General features: G+C 62.3%; 13 protein-coding genes and 1 pseudogene. 12 read left to right on the top strand and 2 right to left on the bottom strand.

All coding sequences use genetic code 11. From position 1 onward, the window contains the following. The first annotated feature begins 109 nt into the window (after positions 1-109). The 12 genes and pseudogenes from tsf (at position 110) to lpxB (ending at position 12,816) form a co-directional block, all read left to right on the top strand. Complete coding sequence (tsf, locus tag NMG80_RS22340; protein ID WP_254020118.1) at positions 110-1,033, top strand: translation elongation factor Ts; 924 nt, start codon at positions 110-112, stop codon at positions 1,031-1,033. A 345-nt stretch (positions 1,034-1,378) separates the two neighbouring features. Continuing rightward, a complete protein-coding gene (pyrH, locus tag NMG80_RS22335) occupies positions 1,379-2,101 on the top strand; it encodes a UMP kinase (protein ID WP_254020117.1) in 723 nt (240 codons plus the stop codon). A gap of 123 nt (positions 2,102-2,224) precedes the next feature. After that, a complete protein-coding gene (gene frr / locus NMG80_RS22330; RefSeq protein WP_077384157.1) occupies positions 2,225-2,779 on the top strand; it encodes a ribosome recycling factor in 555 nt (184 codons plus the stop codon). Between the two features lie 17 nt (positions 2,780-2,796). After that, positions 2,797-3,540: pseudogene (locus tag NMG80_RS22325) on the top strand (isoprenyl transferase); the annotation flags it as partial. Beyond that, on the top strand, positions 3,537-4,367 hold the full coding sequence (locus NMG80_RS22320) for a phosphatidate cytidylyltransferase (protein WP_254020115.1): 831 nt from the start codon (positions 3,537-3,539) through the stop codon (positions 4,365-4,367). The pseudogene NMG80_RS22325 and the gene NMG80_RS22320, both read left to right, overlap by 4 nt. A gap of 116 nt (positions 4,368-4,483) precedes the next feature. Then, positions 4,484-5,626 (top strand): RIP metalloprotease RseP, encoded by a 1,143-nt coding sequence (gene rseP / locus NMG80_RS22315; protein ID WP_254020114.1) that lies wholly within the window; start codon positions 4,484-4,486, stop codon positions 5,624-5,626. Between the two features lie 217 nt (positions 5,627-5,843). Next, a complete protein-coding gene (bamA, locus tag NMG80_RS22310) occupies positions 5,844-8,213 on the top strand; it encodes an outer membrane protein assembly factor BamA (RefSeq protein WP_254020113.1) in 2,370 nt (789 codons plus the stop codon). Positions 8,214-8,393: 180 nt separating this feature from the next. Then, positions 8,394-9,452, top strand: a complete 1,059-nt coding sequence (gene lpxD / locus NMG80_RS22305; RefSeq protein WP_254020112.1) for a UDP-3-O-(3-hydroxymyristoyl)glucosamine N-acyltransferase — start codon at positions 8,394-8,396, stop codon at positions 9,450-9,452. 1 nt (position 9,453) lies between these two features. Continuing rightward, positions 9,454-9,912, top strand: a complete 459-nt coding sequence (gene fabZ, locus NMG80_RS22300; protein ID WP_254020111.1) for a 3-hydroxyacyl-ACP dehydratase FabZ — start codon at positions 9,454-9,456, stop codon at positions 9,910-9,912. Positions 9,913-9,925: 13 nt separating this feature from the next. Further along, positions 9,926-10,759 (top strand): acyl-ACP--UDP-N-acetylglucosamine O-acyltransferase, encoded by an 834-nt coding sequence (gene lpxA / locus NMG80_RS22295; RefSeq protein WP_254020110.1) that lies wholly within the window; start codon positions 9,926-9,928, stop codon positions 10,757-10,759. Further along, the gene (locus tag NMG80_RS22290) at positions 10,746-11,648 is read left to right on the top strand and encodes an LpxI family protein (protein ID WP_254020109.1); all 903 of its coding nucleotides are present in this window, start codon (positions 10,746-10,748) and stop codon (positions 11,646-11,648) included. Before lpxA ends, NMG80_RS22290 begins: the two co-directional genes overlap by 14 nt. Then, the gene (gene lpxB, locus NMG80_RS22285) at positions 11,638-12,816 is read left to right on the top strand and encodes a lipid-A-disaccharide synthase (RefSeq protein ID WP_254020108.1); all 1,179 of its coding nucleotides are present in this window, start codon (positions 11,638-11,640) and stop codon (positions 12,814-12,816) included. The genes NMG80_RS22290 and lpxB overlap by 11 nt, the downstream gene beginning before the upstream one ends. A gap of 78 nt (positions 12,817-12,894) precedes the next feature. On the opposite strand, the gene gltA is transcribed toward lpxB, so the two are convergent. Together gltA and gltX are read right to left on the bottom strand one after the other, a co-directional pair. Next, on the bottom strand, positions 12,895-14,223 hold the full coding sequence (gene gltA / locus NMG80_RS22280; protein ID WP_077384159.1) for a citrate synthase: 1,329 nt from the start codon (positions 14,221-14,223) through the stop codon (positions 12,895-12,897). A 181-nt stretch (positions 14,224-14,404) separates the two neighbouring features. Then, on the bottom strand, positions 14,405-15,829 hold the full coding sequence (gltX, locus tag NMG80_RS22275; protein ID WP_254020107.1) for a glutamate--tRNA ligase: 1,425 nt from the start codon (positions 15,827-15,829) through the stop codon (positions 14,405-14,407). Positions 15,830-15,916: the final 87 nt, after the last annotated feature.

The raw sequence follows: 15,916 nt of genomic DNA, 5'->3' as shown, positions 1-15,916 counted from the left end.
GCCGGTTTCGGCCTTCATCTTTCTCATATTTTGGCGCGCTAAGCGCTGGCGCCAGGCGCATCATCGAGGACCGGTGGTGCGTCGGTGCATTTTAAACAAAGAGGCGACAATGAGCATTTCGGCTGCACAGGTCAAAGAACTCCGCGACTTGACCGGCGCGGGCATGATGGACTGCAAGATGGCGTTGAACGAGACCAACGGCAACATGGAAGAGGCCGTCGACTGGCTGCGCAAGAAGGGCATCTCCAAGGCCGACAAGAAGGCCGGCCGTACCGCGGCCGAAGGCCTCATCGGCGTCGATTCCGGCGTGCGTGAGGCGGCGGTCGTCGAGGTCAATTCCGAGACCGACTTCGTTGCCCGCAACGCTGCCTTCCAGGAGATCGTCGCCAACGTCGCCAAGGTGGCGCTCGCCTATGGCGGCAAGACCGAGGCCGTCGCAACCGCACCGTATCCGGGTTCCGACAAGTCGGTTGCCGACACCATCAAGGACGCTGTCGGCACCATTGGTGAGAATCTTGGCTTCCGCCGGTCGGCCAAGCTCACCGTCGAGCAGGGCGCCGTCGCAACCTACGTCCACAATGCGGTTGCCGACGGCCTTGGCAAGCTCGGCGTGCTGGTCGCCATCGAGACGTCTGGCAACGCGCAGCCCGCCAACGCCTTTGCGCGTCAGGTCGCCATGCATGTCGCCGCCACCAACCCGATGGCGCTGACCACGGAAGAACTCGATCCGGCCGCGGTCGAGCGCGAGAAGGCGATCTTCGCCGATCAGGCACGTCAGTCCGGCAAGCCGGAAGCGATCATCGAAAAGATGGTCGAGGGCCGCCTGCGCAAGTTCTACGAAGAAGTCGTGCTGCTCAAGCAGGCTTTCGTGCTCAATCCTGACATCACCGTCGAGAAGGCGCTGCAGGATGCCGAGAAGGAAATCGGCGCACCGGCCAAGATCACTGCCTACCTGCGCTTCGCGCTCGGCGAGGGCATCGAAAAGGACGAGACCGATTTTGCGGCGGAAGTCGCGGCGGCGGTCAAGAAGTAAAACGCACTCTATCTTTCTGAAAAGACTTTACGGCCGGTTGTCCGCGTGGATGCCCGGCCGATTTCTTGCGCGGTATCGATGAAGGCCAGGCTTCGGCGACAGGCCGGCTGGCCATCTGCTCACGCCCGGATCTGCTCATGCCTGGATCTGCTCATGGCTCATCCAAGGATGTACCCGTGAAAGTTGCATTTGCCGGTGTAAGCCAATGGCTGGAAGAGCGTTTACCGGTTCCGGCGCCGCGTGACATCGCGGCGCCCTTCGTGTATCGGAACGCCAATGTTTCGGGGCAGCGCCTGCGCGGGGAAGCCGCCCCGGGCGCGTCACACGCATATTGATGAGGACCAGATGACGGTGAAGCCCCTCTACCGACGTGTCTTGCTGAAAGCGTCGGGCGAAGCGCTGATGGGTGAGCAGCATTTCGGCATCGATGTGTCGGTGGTCGATCGCATCGCCGCCGACATCGCCGAGGCACGTACCCTTGGCATCGAGGTCGGGGTCGTCATCGGCGGCGGCAACATCTTTCGCGGCGTGGCCGTTGCCTCCAAGGGCGGAGATCGCGTCACCGGCGACCATATGGGCATGCTCGCTACGGTCATCAATTCGCTGGCGCTGCGCACCTCGCTGAACAAGATCGGCGTCGACGCAGTGGTGCTGTCTGCAATCGCCATGCCTGAGCTTTGCGAGAGCTTTTCGCAGCGCCAGGCGACCGCCTACATGAACCAGGGCAAGGTCGTCATCTTTGCCGGCGGCACTGGCAATCCGTTCTTCACCACCGATTCGGCCGCGGCGCTGCGCGCGGCGGAAATAGGCGCCGACGCGCTGTTCAAGGGCACCCAGGTCGACGGCGTCTATTCCGCCGATCCGAAGAAGGACCCGAATGCGACCCGCTTCGAGCGCATCAGCCATGGCGAAGTCATAAAACGCGGTCTTTCGATCATGGATACGGCCGCGATTGCACTTGCGCGCGAAAACAACATCCCGATAATCGTCTATTCGATCCACGAGAAGGGTGGTTTCGGTGATATTCTGAGGGGCGGCGGCCGTTGCACGGTCGTCACGGACGACTGATCGGGAGCCCGTTCCCCGAAACCGAAGGTTTCCCGTAGGCGAAAACGGGAACCGGTTTTCGGATCGAGGCTTGAATGCGAGTTACCCTGAAGTGAACCCGGCTAACGGGTCGAGGAGACGATGATGAGTGGCGAATACGATGATCTCAAACGACGCATGGACGGGGCGATTGCTGCGTTCAAGCACGATCTAGCTTCGCTGCGGACCGGCCGCGCGTCGAGCAACCTGCTCGACGCGATCCAGGTGCAGGCCTATGGCACCACGATGCCGATCAACCAGGTGGCAAACGTGTCGGTGCCGGAGCCGCGCATGATTTCGGTTTCGGTCTGGGACAAGTCGATGGTCGGTGCGGTCGATCGCGCCATCCGCGAATCCAATCTCGGCTTCAATCCGATCGTCGACGGCACCAATCTCAGAATTCCGCTGCCCGAGCTGAACGAACAGCGCCGCAAGGAGCTGGTCAAGATCTCGCATGGTTATGCCGAGAATGCGCGCATCGCCGTGCGCCACGTGCGCCGGGACGGCATGGAGTTTCTCAAAAAGGCGGAAAAGGACGGCGATATCAGCGAGGACGATCATCGCAAGCGGTCCGACCAGGTCCAAAAGCTCACCGACGAGATGATCGGCACCATCGACCATCTGCTTTCCGATAAGGAAGCTGAAATCATGCAGGTTTAAGGGTAGGTGACCGACCCGAAAGCGAGACTATGACAAGCCCCGCGCATGTCGCGATCATCATGGACGGAAACGGACGCTGGGCCAAGGCGCGCGGCCTGCCACGGCTTGCCGGCCATCGTGCCGGCGTCGAGGCGCTGCGCAACACGGTGCGCGCCGCTCCTGGCCTTGGCATCTCGTTCCTGACCGTCTACGCCTTCTCGTCGGAAAACTGGTCGCGGCCGAAGTCCGAAGTCAGCGACCTGATGGGCCTGTTGAAAATCTTCATCCGCCGCGATCTCGCCGAGCTTCACCAGAATGGCGTGCGGGTCAGGATCATCGGCGACAGGGCAGGGCTGCAGCCTGACATCAGGACCCTGCTTGAAGAGGCTGAAACGCTGACCGTCCGCAACGACGCGCTGACCCTGGTCATCGCTTTCAACTATGGCGGACGCGACGAGATCGTGCGCACCGCGCGCAAGCTTGCCGCGGCGGTGGCGCGCGGCGAGCTCGACAGCGAGGCGATCACGGCCGAATCCTTTGCCGGCTCTCTCGACACCCAGGGTATTCCGGATCCGGAACTGGTCATCCGCACCAGCGGCGAGCTCAGGCTGTCGAATTTCCTTCTGTGGCAAGCGGCTTATAGCGAGCTTGTATTCCTGCCTTGCTACTGGCCCGATTTCAGCCGCGAGCAGTTGGCTGACGCATTGCGCGACTTTGCCGGTCGCGAGCGCCGTTTCGGCGGGCTTGGAGCCGAAGACGTCGCCGTGACAGCCAAGGGATGAGCAACCTCCAGCTTCGGGTTATTTCTGCCGTCGTGCTTGCGGTCGTCACGCTCGGCCTGACCTGGCTCGGCGGACTGCCCTTCCGACTGCTTTGCGCCGCCATGACGGTCCTGATCTTCTACGAATGGACGCGAATGTGCCGCCCGGTCGCCGCCACGGGTCTTGGTCTTCTGCCGGAAGCGCTGCTTCTGATTTTCGTCGGCGCCTTGGTCGCCGGCCTGCCGGCGTCTTGGCTGTTGCTGCTTGTGGCGGTGATGGTCGTTGTCACCGTGGTCGTGGCTTCGATGCGCGAGCCTTCGATCCGCCACGCGGGACAGTGGGACGCGTCCGGCCTTGCCTATGCCGCCATTTCCGGCCTGTCGCTTGCTCTTTTGCGTGACGGCGACCATCCCGGCCTCATTGCCATTCTCTTCCTGTTCGCCGTGGTTTGGGCGACCGACATAGCAGCCTATTTTGTCGGCCGCGCTGTCGGCGGGCCGAAGCTGGCGCCGTCTATCTCACCAGGCAAGACGCAGAGCGGGGCTCTCGGCGGCGCCGTCGGCGGCGTGGTTGCCGGGCTGCTTTTGGCCGCGGCGGCCGGAGCCGGCAATCTCGTAGCGCTCGGCGTCGTCGCGCTGGTGCTTTCGCTCGTGTCCCAGGCTGGCGACCTTTTCGAATCATGGGTGAAGCGGCGCCACAACCGCAAGGATTCGGGCACGCTGATACCGGGCCATGGCGGCGTCATGGACCGGGTCGACGGGCTTGTCGCGGCGGCGTTCGCCCTGTACGTCATCGGCTGGATTTCGGCGACCGCCGACCATCCGGCACAGGGGCTGTTTCCAGCTTGATCGGCATTGATTCCGGGCCTGGTTTCTTGACCTGCGCAGGATGCGCCATGGATTCGCCTGGATTGATGCCACAGTCGCGGTACCACCGTGCTGCGGACGAATTTTGAGGACATGAGTTGAACGAGATTCTTCACGCGGTTTTCAGCACGGAAGGCTTTGTCCTCGGCACGCTGGTGCCTTTCCTGTTCGTGCTGACCGTAGTCGTGTTCGTCCACGAGATGGGCCATTATCTCGTCGGCCGCTGGTGCGGCATCGGCGTGAAAGTCTTTTCGATCGGCTTCGGCCCGGAACTCTTCGGCTTCAATGACAGCCATGGCACGCGCTGGAAACTCTGCGCCATACCACTCGGCGGCTACGTCAAATTCGTCGGCGACATGAACGCCACCTCGAGCCAGCCCAGCTCGGAGGAGATCGAAACGCTGACGGCTGCCGAACGCAAGGTCGCTTTTCACACGCAGCCGGTCTGGAAGCGCGCGGCAACTGTGGTGGCCGGCCCGCTGTTCAATTTTCTGCTGACGATCGCCGTCTTTGCGGTGCTGTTTGCCGCCTATGGCCGCCCCGTGCTGGAGCCAATGGTGGCTGAAGTAACCGCGGGCAGCCCAGCGGCCAGGGCCGGCATCCTGCCTGGCGACCGATTCGTCAGCGTCGACGGCAGCAAGGTCCAGACCTTCGCCGACGTCCAGCGCCGGGTCTCGGGCCGCGGTGGCGACCCCATCACATTCGTCATGCTGCGCGACGGCAAGGAGATCACCGTTACGGCGACGCCGGAATTGATGGAGCAGCAAGACGGCCTGGGCAACAAGGTCAAGGTGGCCGTGATCGGCGTCGTCAACAACCAGGAATTCGGCCAGCCCAGGCTGATCACTTACAACCCGGTCGGAGCGGTAGGGGCGGCGGTCGAGGAGACGGGATACATCATTCAGCGCACCGGTCAGTTCCTGCAGCGTTTTGTTGTCGGTCGCGAAGACAAATGCCAGCTGGGCGGCCCGATCAAGATCGCAAAAATGTCGGGCCAGGCGGCAAAACTCGGCTTCGACTGGCTTGTGCAACTTGTTGCCCTGTTGTCGGTCGGGATCGGTATTCTGAACCTTTTGCCGATTCCGCCCCTCGACGGCGGCCATCTCCTGTTCTACGGCGTGGAGGCCGTCATTCGGCGGCCGGTGTCGGAACGGATGATGGAGTTGGGCTACAGGGTCGGCCTGCTTCTCGTCTTGGCCTTCATGGGCTTTGTTTTCTGGAACGATCTGTTTGGATGCTGAAATCATGAAGAAATTTGGCTTCAGAACAGCCAATGTTGAGACGCCGTTTACCATGCGTGGGGATATGCGTGACGCGAAAGCCACGCAATTCGGTTAAGTAAATACAAATTAACCAGGAGCCTTGCGTGTAGGGAAAATCCGGTTAATACGGTAGGGGAAATTACCGCACGTCCGGTTTTCTCGCCGTGGGGACTTCGAGAAAAGGTACAAAAGCCCGATGAAGGCAGCATCCAAGTTTCTGAGCGCCGCGTCCGCGGTGGCCCTGTCCGCCGCTCTGGTCGTACCGGGTGCGGTCGCAGTGCAGTTCGTTGCCACATCGGCGGCCGAGGCCGCTGTTGTTTCAAGAGTTGAAGTCAGCGGCAATCAGCGTGTCGACGCCGACACGATCCGCAACTACGTTACGATCAAGCCCGGCCAGCCCTTTTCCAGCTCCGATATCGACGATGCGGTCAAGGCGCTGTTTGGCACAGGGCTGTTCTCTGACGTCCAGATCAACCAGGTCGGTTCGACGCTGGTCATCAAGGTTTCCGAATATCAGGTCGTGAATCAGGTGCTATTCCAGGGCAACAAGAAGCTCAAGGACAACGCCCTTGCGGCCGCGGTCCAGTTGAAGCCGCGTGGAACGTTCTCGCAGCAGGCGCTCGATGCCGATGTCGAAGCGGTCAAGGCCGCCTACAGGCGTATCGGCCGCGACGACGCCGCCGTGACCACCCAGATCATGGATCTCGGCGACAACCGCGTGAACGTGATCTTCAACATCAATGAAGGCGGCCGCACGCAGATCGCCGCGATCAATTTCGTCGGCAACAGCGCCTATTCGAGCCGCCGCCTGTCCGACGTCATCTCGACCAAGCGCTCGACCATCCTGTCGTTCGTGCTGCGCGACGACGTCTATGACGAAGACAAGCTGCGCGCGGACCAGGAGTTGCTGCGTCGTTTCTATTACAATCACGGCTATGCCGACTTCCAGGTGATTTCCGCGGTCGGCGAACTCGACGAAACCACCAACAAATACACGGTGACCATCACCGTGCAGGAGGGCGAGCGCTACACATTCGGCGACGTCAGCGTCGAGAGCACGATCCCCGAGGTCGACCCCGCATCGCTGCAATCGGTGGTTGAAACCCACAAGGGCGATGTCTACAACGCCGAGGACGTCGAAGACACCATCATCGCATTGACCGAGAGGGTCGCCGGTTCCGGCTATCCCTTCGCCCAGGTGACGCCGCGCGGCGACCGCAATTTCGAGAACCACACCATTTCAGTGGTCTATACGATCGACCAGGGCACCAAGGCCTATGTCGAGCGCATCGAAATTCGCGGCAACGACCGGACACGCGACTATGTCATTCGCCGCGAATTCGACGTAAGTGAGGGCGATGCCTTCAACCAGGTTCTCATCCAGCGCGCGAAGAAACGGCTGGAAGCGCTCGATTATTTTGAGAAAGTCGAGGTTTCGACCGTGCCTGGCTCTGAGCCGGACCAAGTGGTGCTGGTGGTCGACGTGGTCGAGAAATCGACCGGCGAGTTCTCGGTCGGCGCCGGCTATTCGACAGGCGGCGACACCGAAGGCCCATCCGTCGAAGGATCGATCACCGAGCGCAACTTCCTCGGACGCGGCCAGTTCATCAAGATTTCGGCTGGCGGCGGCCAGAATTCGCGCGACTACAGCTTCTCCTTCACCGAGCCCTATTTCCTTGGGCGGCGCATTGCCGCCGGTTTCGATGTCTTCAACCGGACCAGGGAATACGACGACTACCAGAGCGAGACGCTAGGCGCGACAGTGCGCTTCGGCCTGCCGATCACCGACGACATCTCGACGCAGCTGGCGTACAATATCGCGCAGGAGAAGTACGAGCTCGACGAAGACTGCGAGACCAACGGCGCTTACGATCCCCTCAAATGCACGGTTTCTACGGCTATCCTGGACGGCATCGAGGAAAGCCCGTGGCTCAAGTCGTCGGTCAGTGTCGGCCTGGTCTACAATACCATCGACGACATGAAGAGCCCGCATGAAGGCATCTTCGCCAACGTCACCACGGAATTCGCCGGCCTCGGCGGCGACGCCAAGTTCGTCAAGGTGACGGCGCGTGGCAGCGTCTACCAGACATTGTCCGAGCAGCTCGATCTGGTTGGTTTGATTTCGGGCGGGGCTGGCCATATCCAGGGTTACGGCTCCGGCGATCTGCGCATCTTCGACCATTTCCAGAGCAGCGACCGCATGATCCGCGGCTTTGCCTATGGCGGCATCGGTCCCGTCGACAATGAAGACGCCGACGACCATCTTGGTGGCACCACCTATTTCAATGCCTCGGCGGAAGCCCAGTTCCCAATGCCGGTCATTCCGGAAAGCTTCGGCCTGCGCGGCGCGGTATTCGCCGATGCGGCGACGCTCTATGGCAGCAAGATCGATTCTTCACTGGTCGATCAGTCGACGGTCGACATGCAGTGGCGCGCTTCTGTCGGCGTCGGTCTGATGTGGGCGTCGCCCTTTGGCCCGATCCGCATCGACTATGCGGTCCCGGTCCTCAAGGAGGACACCGACGACGTGCAGGAATTCAACTTCGGCATATCGTCCCGTTTCTAATCGGCGGGCAACGATGCTGCCGGGCCGTAGGGGCCCGGAAGAGAGTAATTCGACGCTACAGCGCCGCGCGTCCTCCTGGATGCGCAAAGGACGCTGCAGGACTTTGATTTTGCGTATGATCCTTTCCGAAAATCGATTCAGATTTTCGGGGTCATGCGCTAGCTGGATATAGCTTCTGGAATGACCGATCCGGTGTTCTTCGCGCCATCACGCCGGTATACGGCTGGCGAAGTCGCGAATCTGACCGGCTCGGTGCTTGTCGATTCCGGCCTCTCCGATAGATCGATCGAAGCCCTGGCGCCGGCAAGCGAAGGCGGCGAGCACGCTCTTGTCTTCGTCGATGGCAGACGCAACTTCGCGCTGATGCAATCGCTGCGAGCAGCGGCGGTTCTCTGCCCCGCCGAATTTGCCGGCAAAGCGCCGGCGGGCATCGCGGTTCTGGTCCATCCTCGCCCGCAACAGGCTTTCGCGATGGTCGGACGCCTGCTTTTCCCGGCGGCTGCGACACCGGCGCCGATGACCGGCGAAACCGGTATCTCGCCGCATGCCCATATCGATCCATCGGCGCGTGTCGAGGCCGGCGCGATCGTCGAGGCCGGCGCGATCATCGGCCCGCGCGCCTCTATCGGCAGCGGAACCGTCATTGCTCCTCATGCCGTTATCGGACCTTCCTGCCAGTTCGGCCGCGACGGCTATGTCGGCCCAGGCGCTAGCATCCAGTACGCGCTGATCGGCAACCGCGTCATCATTCATGGCGGCGCCCGCATCGGCCAGGACGGCTTTGGCTTCGTGGCCGGCGCCAAGGGCCCGGAGCGCGTGCCGCAAATCGGCCGGGTCGTTATCCAGGACGACGTCGAGATAGGCTCCAACACCACGGTCGATCGTGGCGCCATGTCCGACACGATTATCGGTCAAGGCACCAAGATCGACAATCTGGTGCAGATCGCTCATAACGTCCGCATCGGCCGCAACTGCATAATCGCCGGCCTTTCGGGTATTTCCGGTTCCGTAACCGTGGGCGACAACGTCACCATGGGTGGCGGTGTCGGTCTTGCGGATCACCTGACCGTAGGGACAGGGGCCAAGCTTGCTGCAAGAAGCGGGTTCATGAGCAACGTCCCCGCGGGCGAGATTTGGGGAGGGTACCCGGCGCAGCCGATGGCGGAAGCCATGCGGGAGATCGCGGCTCTGCGAAGACTGGCCAGGGCGCGCAAATCGGGCGACGGAGGGAAGAGCTGAGATGGTTGCGGCGACGACGCTCGAAGTGGTCGACATATTAGGGCTGATGAAGCTCCTGCCGCATCGCTATCCGTTCCTGATGATCGACCGCATCATCGACATCGATGGCGACGAGTCCGCCACCGGCATCAAGAACGTGACCATAAACGAGCCGCATTTCCAAGGTCATTTCCCGGATCAGCCGGTCATGCCCGGCGTGCTGATCGTCGAGGCGATGGCTCAGACGGCCGGCGCCATCTGCATCCGCAGCCTTGGTACCGAAAAACCGTCGCTGGTCTATTTCCTGACCATCGACAATGCCAAGTTCCGTAAACCGGTCGTTCCCGGCGACCAGTTGAAGATCCATGTGAAGAAAATCAAGAAACGCGGCAACCTTCTCAAATTCGCCTGCGAGGCTCTGGTCGACGGCGTCAAGGCCGCGGAAGCCGAGATCTCGGCGATGATGGTTACGAGCGACTGACGATCGAATGCTTATGAAAATCCAGACAGTCATCCATCCATCTTCGGTCATCGAGGCCGGCGCAAAAATCGGCGAAGGCGTCCGCATCGGGCCGTTCTGCCACATCAGTGCCGACGCGGTGATCGGCGACCGAGTCGAACTGGTCAGCCACGTCTCGGTGATCGGCGCGACCACCATCGGTGCGTCCACCAAAGTGTATCCGATGGCGACACTGGGCGCGCCGCCGCAGAACAACAAGCACAAGGGCGGCCGCACGACGCTGGTCATCGGTGAGAACTGCACGATCCGCGAAGGCGTGACCATGCATCTCGGCACCGATTCCAGCCGCGGCGAGACGACGATCGGTGACAACGGCAATTTCCTTGCCTACGCCCACATCGCCCATGACTGCATCGTCGGCAAGAACGCCACTTTCGCCAATCAGGCGACGCTGGGCGGCCATTGCGAGATCGGCGACAACGTCTATATCGGTGGCCTCAGCGCGGTTCATCAGTTTGTCCGCGTCGGCGACAGCGCCTTTCTCGGCGGTTGCTCGGCAATCGTCGGCGACGTGATTCCCTACGCCATCGCCGTTGGCAATCGCGCCAGCCTTCGCGGCCTCAACATCATCGGCCTGAAGCGCGCGGGCCTGCCGCGCTCCGAGATCCATACGCTGCGCAAGGCCTACAGGACGATCTTCGATCGCTCCCGAACCGTCGGCGAGAACGTCGAGTTCGCCAAGGCGGAATTCGCCTCGTCACCGACCACCATGAAGATCATCGATTTCATCGCCAGTCGCGGTAAGCGGCACTACGCCGTCCCGTCGCTCAAGGCTGGCGGCGGCGACGATGCAGATGACGAAGATTGAGGCCAGCCGGACGGGCCTTGATCTCGCGCCAGACGCCAAGGTCGGCATCATCGCCGGTGGCGGCAGTCTGCCGGTCGAAGTTGCGATCAGCCTGGCCGGACAAGGCTATCCGCCCGCCATTATCCTGATCGAGGGCGAAGTCGACCGCAAGTCCGACCTCGGTGGCTACGAGCATGAGAATCTCGCTCTGGAAGACATCGGTTCGCTCGCTTCGTTGCTGAAGCGTCGACGGATCAGCCATCTGGTTCTTGCCGGCGAGATCAGGCGCCGGCCGAGACTGATCGACATGCGCCCGAGCCTTGGCTTGCTTGCCGTGGTGCCTTCGGTGGTCATGGCGCTTGCCCGCGGCGACGATGGCCTGCTGAAGGTTTTGACGCGGGCCCTGGAGGCGCGTGGCATCAAGGTAGTCGGCGCCCATGAGATCGTGCCGGAACTGGTCGCCGCCGAGGGCGCGCTGACCAAGGCAGCGCCGCGGAAATCCGACTGGCGCGACATCAAAGCGGCCCACGCAGCGGCAATGGCCATCGGCGCGCTGGATATCGGCCAGGCGGCTGTTGCGATTGGCGGCCGCGCCATCGCGCTGGAAGGCATCGAGGGTACCGACGGATTGCTCGAACGAACACGGCAGTTGCGCGGCCATGGCAGGCTGGCCGGCAGAACGCGTGGCGTCCTGGTCAAATGCGCCAAGCCTGGCCAGGAGTTGCGCGCCGATCTGCCCTCCATCGGCCCGCAGACGATCGAGGCGGCGCATGCCGCCGGACTTGCCGGCATTGCCGTCGAAGCCGGCCGCTCGCTGGTTCTGGAGGGCCCGACAGTCGTCGCTCGCGCCAACGCGCTCGGCCTGTTCGTGATCGGCCTGCCTGCTGCGGAGCCGGTGCATGGCGACTAAGAGATCGCTGAAGATCGCCATCGTCGCCGGCGAGGAATCCGGCGATCTGCTTGGCGCCGACATCGTAGCGGCGCTCAAGCGCGCGACCGGCCGCGAGGTCCGGCTCGTCGGCATCGGCGGCCGGCATTTGCAGGCGCTCGGCCTCACGCCGCTGTTCGACGGCGGCGAGATCGCTCTGATGGGATTGAGCGCTATCCTGCGCGATCTGCCGCGCCTGATACGACGGATCAGCCAGACGGCCGGTGCGGTCGCCAATGAAAAGCCCGACTGTCTGATCACCATCGACAGCCCGGATTTTTCGCTGCGCGTGGCGAAAAAGGTGCGTGCCGCCGATCCGGCAATCCCGGTCGTCCACTATGTCTGCCCGAGCGTCTGGGCATGGCGGCCGGGCAGGGCGGTGGCGATTAAACCGTATGTCGACCACATCCTCTGCATCCTGCCTTTCGAAGTGAGCGAGCTCGCCCGCCTCGGCGGTCCGCCGGGCACTTATGTCGGCCATCGCCTTACGCACGATCCGGGCGTGCTCGGCGCCGCCAAGGCGCAAAGCCTGCCGCGCGATCTGTCCGATGATCGTGTGAAGACGCTGCTTGTGCTGCCCGGCTCGCGTCGCGGCGAGGTGCGACGGCTGGCCAGCCCGTTCGGCAAGACGATCTCGATCCTGCGTGCGCGCGGACACCGCTTGCGCCTGCTGTTGCCGACGGTGCCGCACGTCGCCGACCTGGTCAGGGCTTCGGTGGCAAGCTGGGACGAGAAGCCGGAGATCATCCTTGATCCCGAACGCAAATGGCAGGCTTTCGGCAAGGCTGATGCAGCGCTGATCGCATCGGGAACGGTGTCGCTGGAACTGGCGCTGTCGGGTGTGCCGATGATCTCCTGCTACCGGCTCGATCCGGTCATGCGGATGGCCCAGCGCCTGGTCACCGTATGGAGCGCCGCCTTGCCCAATCTCATCGCCGACCGCCCGATCGTGCCGGAAAGCTACAATGAATATGTGCGGCCGCACTATCTGGCGCGGCAGTTGGAGGCGCTGTTTTCCGACACCCCCTATCGCGCATGGCAGAAGGACGGTTTTGCCGAGGTGGCCAGACGCATGGCCGTCGACAGACCGTCCGGCGAAATCGCTGCGCGGGTCGTGATGAGGTACATCAAGAAAGGGAGTAGCGAGTAGTGAGTAGGAAGTAGTGAGCGGCATCGCTAGGTGTCTAAAATACTACTCACTATTCGCTACTCGCTACTTCGCTACTCACTATCTCTTCGCAATTGGCACGTAATCCCGTTCCGGCGCGCCTGTATAGAGCTGGCGCGGGCGGCCGATCTTCTGGTGCGGATCCTCGATCATCTCTTTCCACTGCGCGATCCAGCCGACGGTGCGGGCGACCGCGAACAGTACGGTGAACATGGTGGTGGGGAAGCCCAGCGCCTTCAGCGTGATGCCGGAATAGAAATCGACGTTCGGATATAGCTTCTTCTCGATGAAATAGGAATCGGTCAGAGCGATCCTTTCCAGTTCCATGGCGATGTCGAGCAGCGGATCGTCCTTGATGCCGAGTTCGCCCAAGACCTCATGCGCGGTCTTCTGCATGATCTTGGCGCGCGGATCGTAGTTTTTGTATACGCGGTGGCCAAAGCCCATCAATCGGAACGGATCGTTCTTATCCTTGGCGCGGGCGATGAATTCCGGGATGTGGTCGACATGGCCGATCTCGCCCAGCATGTTCAAGGCTGCCTCGTTGGCGCCGCCATGGGCCGGTCCCCACAGGCAGGCGATCCCGGCGGCAATGCAAGCGAACGGATTGGCGCCCGACGAGCCGGCGAGCCGGACGGTCGAGGTCGAGGCGTTCTGCTCGTGATCGGCGTGCAGGATGAAGATGCGCTCCATCGCACGCGCCAGCACCGGGTTGATCTTGTATTCCTCGCACGGCACGGCAAAACACATATGCAGGAAGTTGGCCGCGAAATTCAGTTCGTTCTTTGGGTAAATGAAGGGCTGGCCGATGTGATATTTGTAAGCCATTGCCGCGATCGTTGGCATCTTGGCGATTAGCCGCATCGACGCGACCATGCGCTGGTAGGGGTCCGAGATGTCGGTGGAATCGTGATAGAAGGCTGACAGCGCGCCGACCACACCGCACATCACCGCCATCGGGTGGGCGTCGCGGCGAAAGCCGGTGAAGAAGCGCGACATCTGCTCATGCACCATGGTGTGGCGCGTCACCCGGTAGTCGAAATCGTCCTTCTGCGCCTTGGTCGGCAGTTCGCCGTAGAGCAAGAGATAACAGACTTCGAGGAAGTCGCCGTGCTCGGCCAACTGGTCGATCGGATAACCGCGATGCAAAAGGATGCCGGCATCGCCATCTATGAAGGTGATTTCCGACTCGCAGCTTGCCGTCGAGGTGAAGCCGGGATCGTAGGTGAAGGCCCCGGTGGTGCTGTAAAGCGAGCCGATATCGATGACATCAGGTCCGACCGAGCCGCTTCGCACCTTGAGTTCGTGCGTTTTGCCGCCGAATTCAAGTTTCGCAGTCGACGCGTGGGTTTTGCCGCCAAATTCCATTTTTGTCGCAGCTTCGGACATTGCAAACTCCTTTTGGTTTTCTCATGTCGGCAAAGGCAAAATATCTGCAACGCAACACGTCGAAAGTATCGGAGTTCGCGCGTTTGCGCCCGCAATTGGATTTGCGTGCCAAATTGGGCCAAGACCTAATGTTGCACTGCGAAACCCACCTTTCAATGCCAATCTTCTTGGGCCAGTTTTGCTAATCGATTTGATCCGCGATGCGCGCCAGGCTTTCCTCGCGGCCAAGCACGGCAAGCACGTCGAAGACGCCGGGCGAGGTGCTTTTGCCGATGAGCGCGGCGCGCAAAGGTTGGGCCACAGCGCCGAGCTTATGGCCGCCGGCGAGCGCATATTCGCGGATCGCCGCTTCCGCCGCTGCGGCCGTCCAATCCCCTGAAATCGCCTTCAGCGCCGCATGGGCGCCCCGCAGGATCTCGCGCCCCTCACCGCCGAGCAGCGCCGCCGCCTTCTCGTCGATCGGTAGCGGCCGCTCGGCAAACAGGAAGGCGGCACCGTCGACCAACTCGACCAGCGTCTTGGCGCGCTCCTTCAAGCCGGGCAGGGCGGCCAGCAACTGCGCCTTGCGTGTGTCGTCGAGGCGCGCTGCGATCGCCGGGCCGCTTTCGAGATAGGGCAAGGTGTTGATGAAGATATCGAGCAATTCGGCGTCGTTCATGCGGCGCATATGCACGCCGTTCAGCGCCTCGAGCTTGGCGAAGTCGAAGCGGGCGGCCCCTTTGTTGACATCGCCGGTGTCAAACCACGCAATCATCTCGGCGATCGACATGATCTCGTCGTCGCCATGGCTCCAGCCGAGCCGCGCCAGGTAGTTGAGCAGTGCCTCGGGCAGATAGCCCATGGCGCGATACGCTTCAACCCCGAGGGCGCCGTGCCGCTTCGACAGCTTGGCGCCGTCGGCGCCGTGGATCAGCGGGATATGCGACATCGACGGCACGTCCCAGCCCATGGCTCGATAGATCACCATCTGGCGGGCGGCATTGGTCAGATGGTCGTCGCCGCGGATGATGTGGGTGATGCCCATGTCGTGGTCGTCGACGACGACGGCATGCATATATGTCGGGTTGCCGTCCGAGCGCAGGATAATGAAATCGTCGAGATCCTTGTTGGGGAAGCGGACTTCGCCCTGCACGCGGTCATGCACCACCGTCTCGCCGTCGGCCGGCGCCTTGATGCGGATCGCGCCCTTGGCGCCAACCGCCGCCTCTGACGGGTCGCGGTCGCGCCAGCGGCCGTCATAGCGGGGAGGCAAGCCCTTGGCCCGCGCGCTCTCGCGCATCACCTCCAGCTCAGCCGGCGTCGCATAGCAGTAATAGGCCTTGCCGAGGCGTACCAGCTCCTCGGCGACCGCGCGGTGGCGCGGCGCACGCTCGAACTGCGATACCGGCTCGCCGTCCCAGGTGAGGCCGAGCCAGGAGAGCCCATCGAGGATGGCAGCGGTTGCCGCATCGGTCGAACGCTCGCGATCGGTGTCCTCGATGCGCAGCAGCATCTTGCCGCCGGTGTGTTTCGCATACAGCCAGTTGAACAGCGCCGTGCGCGCCCCGCCAATATGCAGGAATCCGGTGGGCGAAGGGGCAAAACGGGTGACGACCTTGTCGGACATGGAACTCCCAGGTAAGCGCAGGAAACGGATCTGGTTGCGCGGACTTTCGCGCGTCGCGCGTTCATGTAGCATAGGAGGTCAAGGGCG

Source organism: Mesorhizobium escarrei, from assembly GCF_935825525.1.
Lineage (GTDB): Bacteria > Pseudomonadota > Alphaproteobacteria > Rhizobiales > Rhizobiaceae > Mesorhizobium > Mesorhizobium escarrei.
Note: the sequence above shows the minus strand (reverse complement) of the source record. Positions and strands in the feature narration are given on the sequence as shown.